Genomic DNA, 12,918 nt, shown 5'->3' with positions numbered 1-12,918 from the left:
CAGAGATTCGGAGAATAGCCAAATTCGCAATTCCCAATTCCCAATTATTATCAAATATTCAGCGAATTTAATTAACTTCGATCGCTGTAGCATAAATTTGATAAAATGTAAAAACAATCAACAGAAAGTCATAAAATGGAACTCGCAGTAGAATGTCAAAAGCGGGCAGAAGGCAGCAAACCTAACGCCCTCCGCCGCTCTGGATTGATTCCCGCCGTCCTCTACGGCCACAAAGGCTCTGAATCTATTTCCCTTACCATCAAAGCCAAAACAGTTGAACACCTGCTCAAAAAGCACGTAGTCAACAATACCCTAATTGACCTCAGCATTCCCGACCTCTCTTGGAGCGGAAAAACCTTGCTGCGGGAAGTTCAAGTTCATCCTTGGAAAGGCTATCCTTACCACCTGAGCTTTTTCTCCGTGGCGACTCAAGACAGCCTGGAAGTTGAATTGTCACTGCGTTTTGTCGGCGAACCAGTCGGCGTCAAGTTAGAAGGCGGCATCTTGGATACCGTGCTGACGCAACTGGCAGTTAAGTGCAAACCTGACAGCATTCCTGAAGCAATTGAAGTAGATATTTCTAATTTAAAGCTAGGGGATGCGGTGCACATTCACGAATTAGTTTTGCCTGAGGGAGTGGTAGCTCTCGGCGAACCAGATCAGGTGGTTGTTACGGTGCTGGGAATTCAAGCAGGTTCTGAAGCCGAAGACGCAGAAGAAGACGCAGAGGCAGCAGCTTGATTAGTAATTGCTAATAGTTGTTAACTAATTGTTGAAAAAAAAAGGGCGATCGCTTTCTCCCAAAAGGGCGATCGTTTTTTGCTAAAAAGGCTATTCTCGTTTGGGTGGGCTCGCACATTTTGCGCCGTTTGTAATATTTTTTAGGCGGCCTCCCTTGCCCAGTCCACAAGAAAGCCTCGCACAAGCAAGAACCGACATGGTTTACTTTACTTTACAAAACGGGCGATCGTCAGGAGCTACACAAGTCGCCACTGGCGCGCAAATCAGCCAGAAACCAGGCTGATTCTTACATATTTAGCAGTCAAATCAAAAAAATCATTGGAAAACGCGGTTAATCGATAGCCCCAAGAGTGAAAAAAATTAAGAATTGGGGGAACAAGTCCGGTAATGTTAGTGTCAAACCCGAGTATAATTGTGAAACGTTTAGACTACCCTATTTAATTCCTGCCTCTGGAGCCGCCGCCCCTATGCCATCAACAGTCAATACAGAATCAACAGCGGTTCAATTTAACCAACAGGGAGAAATATACTTATCCCAAGGAAAATTAGAAGAAGCGATCGCCTCCTGCGAGCAAGCTTTGAAGATTCATCCCAATTTTGCACCAGCTTACAAGACTTTGGGCAACGCGCTGCAAGCTCAAGGCAGGATGGAAGAGGCACGGCACTGGTACGCTAAAGCGATTGAAATAGAACCGAATTTTGCGGAAGTATACGCGAATTTGGGCAGCCTGGGCGCGCAGCAGCAAAAATGGCAGGAGGCGATCGGATTTTATCAAAAGGCGATCGCGATTAAGCCGAATTTCGCGGGAGTGTACCGGAATTTAGCAAAAGTATTCGGACAAATTAACAAACCCGAAGAAGCCCAGCAGTGCTGGTATCAAGCATTTAGTTTGGAACCGGAAAAAGTAGCGCCTGGGGAACACTTGAATATGGGCGACGCTTTTTTTCGGCAGGAAAAATTCCCAGAAGCGATCGCTTGTTACGCTCGCGCCATAAAATTAAATCCTAATTTGCCGCAGGCTTACCAAAATTTGGGCGAAGCGCTCAAAAAACAAGGCAAGTTAGAAGAAGCGACAGCATATTATCGCAAAGCTATTGAACTGAACGCAGCTAATGCGAGAAATGGCAGCGAGGGACAGCAAACTTTAGCGGGTGCCACTGCGAAAAACGGTGCAGTTAAGCAGCAGCCAGCAGCAACCGCAGTTAAGCAGCCAGTGCAGCAGCCAGTACAGCAGCCAGTGCAGCAGCCAGTTAATTCTACAATTAATATAGAAGATCCAGAAGCATACAAAATACTGGCAGAAGGCTATTTCGCTCAGGGTAAATTGGAACAGGCGATCGCAGCTTGTAAGAAGGCACTGCAAATTAAGCCGGAAGCGCCTCTATACAAAATGCTGGGCAACGCGCTGCAAGCTGGCGGAAAAATTGATGAAGCTAAAAGTTGCTATGTCAAAGCAATAGAAATTAACCCAAATTTTGCCGAAGCATATGCTAATTACGGCAGCATTTGCGCGCAGCAAGAACAGTGGCAGCAAGCGGTTTCTGCTTACGAAAAGGCGATCGCCCTGAAACCGGATTTTGCCGGTGCTTTTCGCAATTTTGCAAAACTTTTGACGCAGTTAGGCAAGTCGGAGGAGGCGGCTGAGGCTTGGTATCGAGCATTTGCGATCGACCCGAAGTCTGGAACCGCTGAGGAACACGAGAATTTAGCCAAAACTTTGATCGAGCAAGGTAAGGTAGATAAGGGAATTGAGTGTTACCGACGCGCGGTTGAGTTGAACCCAAATGCTGGCGCAGCTTATCATGAATTGGGCGAAATTCTCAGAAATCAAGAACAGTGGGAAGCGGCGGTAGATGCTTACAGTAATGCTATTAGAAACAATCCCGATCTTTCTTGGTCGCACAACAATTTAGCTGAGTCGCTGGTTAAGTTGGAACGGTGGGAAGAAGCTGTAAATGCTTACCGCAAGGCGATCGAATTAAATCCAGATTTTAGCTGGTCTCACAACAATTTAGCAGATGTGTTGCTGAAGTTGGAACGGTGGGAGGAGGCGGTAAATGCTTATAGGAAAGCAACAGAATTAAATCCAGATTTCAGTTGGTCGCACAACTATTTAGCAGACGCGCTAATTAAACTAGGAAGGTGGGATGAGGCAATTTCGGCTTACCAAAGGTCGATCGAACTCAATCCCGACCATTTTTGGGCGCACAACAATTTAGCAGAAGCGCTGGTGAATTTGGAACGGTGGGATGAGGCGGTTGTTGCCTACCGGCGTGCTAACGAAGTTAATCCGAATTTCTTCTGGTCGCAGAGCAAATTGGGCGACGCGCTGCTAGAAATGGAAAGGTGGGAGGAAGCGATCGATGTTTACCGACGCGCGGCCGAGTTAAATCCTGATTTTCCGTGGACTTATTACAACATGGCAACGGCTTTTGAGAAGCTGGAACGGTGGGATGAGTCGATCGCCGCTTACCGCCGCGCTGCGGAAATTCAGGCGGATTTGCCGTGGCTTTCGCAAAAGTTGGCTGATGCTTTGAGGATGCGATCGCAGTGGGATTTGCGGGATGCTATGGGTTTGTACAGGCGGGCGATTCAGGAGAATCGTGATGACGTGCAGTTGTATCACAAGGCCCTGGAGATTGCGCCGAATGATGCTGACCTTTATGTTGAGTTGGCGGATGCTTTGGTGCGGAAGAATTGGCCGGATGGGGCGATCGTCTTTTATCAGATGGCGTTGCAGATTAGGCCTGATGACCAGGCTATTTCTGGGCTGTTAGAAGAGGTGTTAAAAAAAAAAGGGGTAAGTAGGGCGGTGTTAGGGGGAAGACTATCCGCTAATGTACCAGAGCGCAGTGCGATCAAGCTGAATGCTGGGGCTGCCCTGGATTACCGCAAACCAAAAAGGCAACTAGAGGAAGAGAAAGCTTTTTATGGTAAAGTCAAAGAAATAACCTCCTCAACACCCTTACCTCTAGAAAATCCTTACGAGCGCTGGCAGAAGCAAAACGTGCCTACAGGAGATGATTTGCGTCGGATGTCGGGCATGGCTAAAACATTAGAGTATCAGCCTCTATTTAGCATTTTGATGCCGATTTATAACCCACCTGAAGCTTTGCTGCGAGAATCTATTGAATCCCTAATCAATCAGGTTTATCCGCAGTGGGAACTAAGTATAGCTGATGATGCTTCAACCCGGTCTTACGTTAAGTCAGTTCTAGAAGAATATGCTGCTAAAGACGATAGAATTAAACTTGTATTTAGACCTGAGAATGGTCAAATTTCTGCTTGTCTAAACTCTGCTTTAGCCTCAGTAGCAGGAGAATTTATAATCTTATTAGACCACGATGACATTCTGGCACAGGAGGCGCTTTATGAGGTAGCTTCCCTGCTAGAACAGAATCCTGAAGCCGATTTTATCTATTCAGATGAAGATAAATTAGACGAAGAAGGCAGGCTAACTGACCCATTTTTTAAGCCGGATTGGTGTCCTGAGTCGTTTCTATCGCGGATGTACGTTGGTCGTCTAGCAACTTATCGGTGCGCTTTAGTCAATGAAGTTGGTGGGTTTAGAGTAGGTTATGAAGGCAGCCACGATTATGACTTAGCCCTAAAATTAACTGAGAAGACTAATAAAATTTTTCATATTCCCAAAATTCTTTACCACAGGAGAATACCAACGGGCTATGGTGAGAGGGTTTATAGCACTAAGAATACTGAGGAAGCAACACAAAAAGCTCTGGAAGATGCACTGCAACGGCGAGGAGAAAAATATACCAGTATCATAAGTGTGCCTGACTTACCAGGTGCTCATATTATTCGCTATCACATAGCAGATTTCAAGCTGGTCAGTATTATTATTCCGACAAGAAATCTAGGTAATTTCTTGGAGCGGTGTCTTAAATCTATCTTTGAAAACACTACCTACCCGAACTATGAAGTAATTGTCATTGACAATGGTAGTGACGAACCAGAGACAGCAGCAGTAATTTCCGGATGGAAAAGCAAGGAACCTACTCGATTTAAGTGTTACGAGTTAGATATTCCCTTCAATTTTTCTCGACTTAATAACTACGCTGTAGCTCAATCTCAAGGGGATTATTTACTGTTCTTGAATAATGATACAGAAGTTATTACCTCAGATTGGATTGAGGCAATGGTTGAGCAAGTTCAAAAGCCAACAATTGGTGCTGTTGGTGCTAAACTGCTTTACCCAGACAATACAATTCAGCACGCAGGGGTTATATTGGGACTGAGGAGCCTAGCAGATCATGCTCACAGGAATTTTGATGCTACCGCTCCCGGATATAACGGTCAGATTGCCACCGTGAATAATTACTCAGCAGTTACGGGTGCTTGTTTGATGTGTCGTCGAGAGGTTTTTGAAAGAGTTGGCGGATTTGACGAACAGTTAGCTGTGGCATTTAATGATGTCGATTTGTGCCTAGAAATAATGCAACGCGGCTACCGGAATGTTTATCTACCTCATGTTGTTTTGTATCATTACGAATCGAAGAGTCGGGGGGTAGAGGATACTTCTGAGAAACAGCGTCGCTTTATGCAGGAACAGGAAACCATGAAGCAAAGGTGGAAAAAGATTATTGACTATGATCCCTGCTACAATATTAATTTAACAAGAACTAGAGACGATTATAGTTTAAGGGTTTTCTCCACTTTGAAAATTCATGTTTACGAACCCAAACACCCTTCACAACTCTTGTTAGCATCTGCTGTAGATTCACCCAAAGCTGGAATACAGTTAAATGTTAGTATGATTTATTTTGGTGGCTGGGTAATAGGTAAAGCCTCTCCAGCAACTAAAATAGAGTTAATATCTTCGGCTCAAACTATCCGAGAAATTCCTGTTGGTCTACATCGACCGGATGTGGGTCAAGTTCATGGAAATTCATCTTGGGCTGAAAACTCGGGTTTTTGGGCAGAAGTGGAGTTAATCGAAATACCACGCGAAGCTGAACTACTTTTACAGGTTGTTCTTGAAGATGGAAGCCAGGTTCCGTTAACGGTAGTGTGCTTTGAGGACTTATTGACTCAAAATAAAATTACTGAATTCCCCTGAGATGCGGGTGCGTTGCCATCAATCATCTACTGGAGAAGCTTGAAAACCTGACAGCGACGCACCATAAAATTCCCATGCAACCGGATTTGATATAACTCCTTGCCACAATAGAGCCTGACTAATCCAAAAGATAATTGCAATGGGTAGTTGAATTAACTGTAAGCCTCAACTTTTAACTTGAGGGAGCAGAAAACCAATTGATTGCTTCGAGCAGTTCTTCTTCTTCAACTATTTCCTGAGCTGATGGCAGCAAGTACCGGTGACCAAGGCGGCTAGTAGCAAAGCTGCGTTGAGGGTGAATCGTTTGTTCTTTGTCCTCATGGCGAACTTCGATAATAGCAGCAAACTCTAGGACAACACCTTTATAATATCGAATTGCAAATTCAAGCGGAATCTTCTGCTTGTAAAGTTCGATTAATATATGGGGGGGGACAACGTATACAATTTCCTTGAGATACCACCTAGCACCAAGCGACACTGACCCCACGTGTGCAAACCAAACGCAGAGGTGCATATAGCTATCCTCTTGGTAGTAATTCTTCTGTCCGTAAATAAATGTTGAATTATACCAAACATAGGGAATCCAGAACTCCAATTTAGCACCGTCAATGCAAACGCGACTAATTTCTTGGAATAGATGTATCGGGTCAGTCAAATCTTCTAAGGTATGTGATGAGTGAACATATTCAACGCTGCGATCAGCAAATGGCAATGTATCAGTCTGTAGGTTAAGTACGTGATCAACAACGCCAGGGATCTCACAGCAATCTAATCCAATTGTTCCTGGTTTTTTGTTGTTGCCGCAGCCTAGATCTAATTTTAGATATTCCTGATGAGTTGTGGCTGGTTCGAGTTGTAATTGAATCAAGTCATTTTGGGTTAACTCGTTCTCAATTAACTGTGGCTGTTCTTGCGACTTATCCAAATTTTTGACTACCTTAATAACCTCATCATAAATCACTTTCCAATCACAATCATAATTTTCCCATCCCCCCCCAGTAGTAACATTAATAATATGCTCAACAGGGACAGGTACTATATCTACACAATTTTCGCGAACCTCTAACCACCAAGGTATCTGCGAATAATGTCCACGATCGGAGTGGGCTACTCCCGGCTTGTTAGCAATCCAAGTTACCAACGTTAATCCAGAACCAATAACAGCTATGTATGTATCTACCGTGCCAGCCCAGACAATTGTTTCGTAGACAGGACATTCAAGCGCATTGTATACCTTAACATTAAGAGAAATGAGAGCCTGTATTTGCTCCATATTGGCTTTCTCGGTGGAAAAACCATCAAAGACAACTGCCATACCTGGATAATCTTCAAATATTTTTGTGATGATATTTGCATATCCTTCTACTTGAGAGATCCAAGCCTTATTGTGGCTGCGAAGATTAATCCATAGCAGTGGAAAATGTTTCTTAGCTGCTTCTACATTTTCCAGAAATGACTGACTGCACTTATTGAAAGCAGCGGTCTGAATTCTGATCGCTAAATCGTCTTTGATGAATGAGTGAGTTGCGTAGAGAGCAAAATAGTTATTGTCTAATAGGGTTCCAAAAAAACTGTTATTGTCGGATAAACGAACAATTTTTTCGGCCGTAATTTCCGGGAAAAGTGCATCAATTTCAAGATATTCATTAGATCCTATTAAGAATTTATCGATTTTATGCAAGAGGTCATTTTCATATAGATAGTAAAGTCCGCTGATTTGATTCCAGAAATAGTGACCCAAATTGGGTATCGTCCCGACAATACCAACAACTTCTTTTGTTTTTTCATTTGATATGTAAGATTTGAATTGCTGCCAAAAAGTAACAGCATGAGCCTTAAATTGATTAATAATTTTTTCAGCACTCAGCCAGGTACTCCATTCATTAGACAAGTTGATTACCAGCTCTAATCCGGGAAAATAAATACATATCTTTACACCGCCCCACCCCCCCACAATCAGGTAAAATATTTCGGTGCTTTGAAATTGATAAATTAATATCGGTACACTAGGATTGTGTTGGATATAAAATGAACGATCGCTCCTAAGTACCTTACCTGTAAAGGGGCAAACTGAATAAATATAACCTGTTTCTGCTATGCTTTGCTGAAAATCATTAGTTGCATTAAGTAAATTCCATGAGCTAAAATTTGACTTTTTAAGAGTTTCTTTGCCGAGGCTTATACCTTTAAATTCTTCAAACTGGTTGAGATAAATTTCTTCTAAAATTAGAGAGTCTTGTTCGATCAACTTCAAGTTAGCTAAGGAAAGGTTTGCCTCTTGAATAATCGTCTTTTCAGCTTCATTAAACTCACTTAAAGATACCATTTTTATCGCGGTATATTTGCTGGTCTGACTGAAGTATGTGCAGGCATCTTCCAGTTGAATTTCAGCTTGACTATCTATATCTGTCTCGTGTAAAGGAGCCAGTTGATTCAAACCCTTCCAAATCTTTTCATAGATTTCTGCCTCGCTGGGTTGCCTTTGGGCTTTTTGGAAGCAGGCGATAGCTTCCTCTAACTGACCTTGTGCTGCTAAAATAATTGATAATTTATAGGACACACTGGCATGGTTGGGAGTAATTTCCAAAACTTTGCGGTAGCAAGCGATCGCTTCTTTCCACCTCTCCTGTTGTTCTAAAAGCACACCTACACTTAAGTAAGCTTCTTCCGCTACTGGTGGAAGAGTTAAGGCATATTTGTCAGTTATTAAATCATCAATTACGGCTAGTGTTGGCGAAAATTCAACAGCACGACTGTACGCCTGATTTGCCTTCTGCCGTTGACCTTTTAATTGCAGGATGCAACCCAAATTAAAGTAGTATAAAAAAGCCGCCTTGGTGTTCGGTTTGGGTTGATAGACAAGAGTCATTTCAATACAACTTACTGAAAATGCTGACCCGATGGAAAAGAAACGAAATTCTGTTCTGTGACCTTCAATAAAGTCCAAGTAAAATTCAAGAGAGGTTTGATGACTATCAACCTTGGCTTCATATAAAACATAAGGACAAGGAGAGACCACATCAAAGTTAAAACTGCGAGCACAGTCTTTTTCCTCAGTCATTTCTAAACTGTTGTCGGGAAAATTGAATCCCACCCTAACGCGGTACAACCCATCTGGAATGTCTATATACGGCCCGTAAAACACAAAGCCTTGATTGCCCTTCAAGCTTAAATACCCTTCATTGGTCTCCTTAACGTTGTTTCCGGGTAAAATAGCTAATTCTTTGGCATTGATTTCTAGAAAATTTATCGCTTCTAAGCCATCTAAAAAGCATTTTGATGACGAGTCGGGATTGAGGGCAATGACTCGGTGATAACAAGCAATTGCACCCTCCAAGTCACCCTCCTTTGCCAAATTTTCTCCTAATTCGTAGTAAAACTCAAAATCTTGGTTCTTCATCACCAATTGCTCCTAAATATTTATTGCATTTTTTCTATTAGACGTAATAAATTGTCAATTTATTACAGTTACTATGCTGGAGACAAATTTCCTACCAATATTTTTTGATTTTTTCAATCCACAGCTCACACAGACGAACCTCTATCTCGCCTAGAAAATTATTTTGATTGAGATAAGCATACATCTCTATCATTAATTGGCAAACATCGCTAGCATCACTCGTAAAATTTTCCAGTAAGTCAATTAAAGTGTGAACCTGAGTATACAAAGGAATTTCCTCACTAAAATCTTTCATCAGGTTGTGTTCATTTCTCAACTGGTACACTGAAGGCGAGAGAAAGAGAACACGGGAGTTTATGCACCATAAAAGTCTCTGAGCAATGTAGCTTTTCCAAATATCGGTAACACGACTGCTCACACCAATAGGCAGCAGCATCAGAGGAAAAGCTTGCTTGTAAAATAAAGTATTTTGCGTATTGAAAGGACTATAACATCCGGGCGACAGTGACAAGTTTTTATCCGGTTCAAACTGAATATTTTCATCACCAACCGTCAAACGATAGATAGCGTCTACATCGGGGTCTAAGTCTGCTAGTCCTTGCTGGACGTAACAAGTAACCTCTTTTTCTGCGGTCAGCTTCTCATCGACTAAATTATTAACTTTGTCAAGGGGCAAGCCTCTGGGCCATATTTTTTTATTTGTAAAGTAAGAATAGACATTAACTGCACCTTTAACGTCTACCGCTGGAGTCTTAACAAGGGAAGGGAGGAAATTGGGATACTTGTCATCATAAGGAATATTGTCGTCGTCTGTTTCCGCGATCGCTTCTGCACCTAGACGCATAGCATACAAATATCCTAAATTTTTGCGGGAGTAATGATTCATAGGAATCAAAGATGCTAGCTCCCCAAAATCTTCGCATTGCTGCTCTACATTAAAGTAGTCAGCTCCTGGCAACTCAAAATCTCTAGGAGTTTTTTTATCCCCAATTACAATAATTTTCCACCCTAAATCTAGCAAAATATCTCTGTATTTGAACAGAGCGGCAGTTGGTTTATTAATTGTTGTTATAACTAATGATTTCACGGCTCAAACCTCAATTTTTTTTATAGAATTCAAACATTACCCATCCTTGCCTAGACTATAATCCGCACCAGATCCTGCATCTTATACCTTTTCCTTTCACCCCATCAACTGTGTAACCATATTTTACCATAAAGTTGTGGCAATCGATAGATTTTTCCACCCGCTTTACCTGCCTCCCCGTTATGATGATCTAGCTTGTCAGGTTTTTGCTGATGAGTATGATTGGGCTCAAGCGCTCGATCGTGAATGGTCTGGAAACCAGTGTGGAACAAGGACAGTCTACCACCCTTACATTTTCGGTTTAATTAGGTGGAGCTACTTGGTAATGTTTAGCCTCATCAGACCATTGAAGCTGAACAACTAACTCATAGACACACAAGTTTCTATCGACACTACTTTCCTAAAGGGAAAAACATCATAGCCAACACCACCCCGCCAAAAGTTATGACCCTCAGCAGACAAGTAGTAAGTTTCTAAATCATATTTGAGCCGACCTATCATCCTCTTATACTCATCCTCAAAATCGCCAACCGTATAAGCCGGATGTTGCAACCGCAACTGATTTAAAAGAATTACTTTTAAATTCTCCTCGTGCATTTCAGCACCTGCACCGCGAAGCACATGATCCACACAGTGAATAGATTTTCCTTGCGGACGCAGAAACTTGCGTATCCCTCTGTAAACATCTTGAAGCGCTTCTCCAAAAATATGTTCTAGCACGGAAATTGAAAATATGCAGTCAAAAGAAGCAGGATTGATACCTTGGATGTTCGGTTCAAACAAAGCTCTAATGATTTTCACATCAGGATACTGCTGCCTATATTTCTCATATTCTATCGGCCCATTACCCGCTCCCTCATAAGGGTCAACTATTGTTACCTCATACCCCAACTCAATTAGAAACCCTGCAACTGCTGGGATACCACCACCGACCTCTAAAAGTTTACCGCCGATGGGCACTTGGCTTAAAATCTCTTTAACAATCCAGGGCCTTTGCACATTTTTTAAATCCCCGTTTAGTTGACACAGTTGAGGAATGTAATCTGCACTATCACAAAAATCTCGTGCTGTAGCATAACTCATTGCTTTCTCGCTAGTAGGCTTCGCATATCTCTCGATCAAAAACTGCTTAGACTCTGGCTCCAACAACCGAATGGGAAGAATTGAAAATTGCTGCTTTTCGGCTTCTATAGCGTGCAATTGAGACTGAAGTACCGCTAACTTTTCTTGTGTTTGATGCAGTTGAATCTTGGTTTGTTCCAGTTCCCCTTGCGTCTGGCGGAGTTGAGTATTTGTATTTTCCAATTCCCCTTGCGTCTGGCGGAGTTTAGCATTTGTATTTTCCAATTCCCCCGCGGACGGCTGGATTGTTTCTATCTCGGCAATTTTCTCTCCTGTTACTTCTTCGTTGGGAGGTGGCGGCGTTTGAAACTCTAAACTTCTGCTCAATGTAGTTGCTTTTGAACTCCCAATCTTTTCATAAAATGACTTGAGACTTTCACTGTTTGTTTGCCAGTTAAGATTATTTCTAGCAAAGTTAACAGAGCCACAACTTAACTTTTCGTACAAGTCTTGATCGTTCAATATTAATTTGACCGCATCAACAATACTAGCAGCATCAACAACTGGCAAGATGAAAGCATCTTTCTTATGTTCCATCATCAGAGCAATATTTGTGTCTGGCAGAATGACAGGCTTTCCCATTGCCAGAAATTCTGGAAGTTTGGATGGAAAGCGATAGTCATTAAATTTATCCGGCCGCCCTGGCTGAATTAAGAAATCAGCTAACGCCATCACATCTGGCATTTTGCTGTAATCTATATATCCCAACTCTATTGAATGCTTCTTAAGCCATTGGTCGCTTTCACCCAACAACTCGCAAGTGTCCATACCAGTGCGTATCAATACAGCAGGTAAACCCTCGCGGTTGATTAAAGCAACAGCTAAATAAATACTCCTAACTTCGTGTTTATTGCCTGCATGAACGTTACCTGTGTAGCAAAAAATAATGCTATCTTTAGGAATGCCAAAGCTCTCAGCAAACTGTGAATTTTTCCGCCTAATAAAAAAATGCTTCGTGTCTGCACCCGGCCACAGAGTGAGACTGGGAACGGAATCTGGAACAAATTCTTTTAACTTCTCAATAATGACTGTTACGCCATCTGCTGAAGCGAGAAAGTCACGATAGAGTTTTGGATGCGAAATACGTTCTGGAATTTCTATATAATCAATGGATGCTAGAATTTCTCTAAAAGGTTTTTTGATATCTTTTTCAATGATATATTCCTCATTATCTTCGAGGTGAATTACCAACTTGAAGTTATAGAGTAACTTAAGTTTTTCGCAGTAAATTCTGTTGACTTCACGGGGTGTCCAAGCATGGACAATATCAGGCTCTTTGCCGTTGTGAAAAAAGTCTTTCAAATTATAAATTTCGCTAAATTCTGTAACTTTGTAGGAAGTATTTTGTAGTAAAGCTACAGTATGCTTGTCACGGGGGACACATACCACACAATCTAACCCCTGAGCAATCAGGTTATTAGCAAAATGATGGACGTGAATAGCACTTTGTGAATGAAAGTCGTTGTAAAGAACAAACAAAATATTTTGCATGG

General features: G+C 42.1%; 6 protein-coding genes. 3 read left to right on the top strand and 3 right to left on the bottom strand.

What is annotated here, in order from left to right; genetic code table 11:
• The first annotated feature begins 135 nt into the window (after positions 1-135).
• The 3 genes from QUA47_RS21415 to QUA47_RS21405 all read left to right on the top strand — a co-directional run bounded on the left by QUA47_RS21415 (position 136) and on the right by QUA47_RS21405 (position 5,816).
• Complete coding sequence (locus QUA47_RS21415; RefSeq protein WP_190656458.1) at positions 136-741, top strand: 50S ribosomal protein L25/general stress protein Ctc; 606 nt, start codon at positions 136-138, stop codon at positions 739-741.
• Positions 742-895: 154 nt separating this feature from the next.
• A complete protein-coding gene (locus QUA47_RS21410) occupies positions 896-1,024 on the top strand; it encodes a hypothetical protein (protein WP_333432237.1) in 129 nt (42 codons plus the stop codon).
• 184 nt (positions 1,025-1,208) lie between these two features.
• Entirely contained in the window at positions 1,209-5,816 is a 4,608-nt protein-coding gene (locus QUA47_RS21405) for a tetratricopeptide repeat protein (RefSeq protein WP_333432236.1), read from the top strand.
• A 172-nt stretch (positions 5,817-5,988) separates the two neighbouring features.
• Here QUA47_RS21405 and QUA47_RS21400 read toward each other — a convergent pair whose 3' ends face one another.
• The 3 genes from QUA47_RS21400 to QUA47_RS21390 form a co-directional block, all read right to left on the bottom strand.
• Positions 5,989-9,216, bottom strand: coding sequence for a tetratricopeptide repeat protein (locus QUA47_RS21400; protein WP_333432235.1), 3,228 nt, complete (start codon positions 9,214-9,216; stop codon positions 5,989-5,991).
• A gap of 91 nt (positions 9,217-9,307) precedes the next feature.
• Complete coding sequence (locus QUA47_RS21395) at positions 9,308-10,303, bottom strand: STELLO glycosyltransferase family protein (RefSeq protein ID WP_333432234.1); 996 nt, start codon at positions 10,301-10,303, stop codon at positions 9,308-9,310.
• Positions 10,304-10,663: 360 nt separating this feature from the next.
• Positions 10,664-12,916: a glycosyltransferase gene (locus QUA47_RS21390; protein ID WP_333432233.1), complete on the bottom strand. Its 2,253-nt coding sequence runs from the start codon at positions 12,914-12,916 to the stop codon at positions 10,664-10,666.
• Positions 12,917-12,918: the final 2 nt, after the last annotated feature.

This window comes from Microcoleus sp. MON2_D5 (assembly GCF_036701905.1).
Taxonomy (GTDB): domain Bacteria; phylum Cyanobacteriota; class Cyanobacteriia; order Cyanobacteriales; family Microcoleaceae; genus Microcoleus.
The sequence above is the reverse complement of the archived record's forward strand: the minus strand, read 5'-3'. Positions and strand labels throughout refer to the sequence as shown.

Coding starts and splice junctions, on each gene's coding strand:
- QUA47_RS21400 (WP_333432235.1), bottom strand. CDS start 9,216: ATGAAGAACCAAGATTTTGAGTTTTACTACGAATTAGGAGAAAATTTG.
- QUA47_RS21415 (WP_190656458.1), top strand. CDS start 136: ATGGAACTCGCAGTAGAATGTCAAAAGCGGGCAGAAGGCAGCAAACCT.
- QUA47_RS21405 (WP_333432236.1), top strand. CDS start 1,209: ATGCCATCAACAGTCAATACAGAATCAACAGCGGTTCAATTTAACCAA.
- QUA47_RS21390 (WP_333432233.1), bottom strand. CDS start 12,916: ATGCAAAATATTTTGTTTGTTCTTTACAACGACTTTCATTCACAAAGT.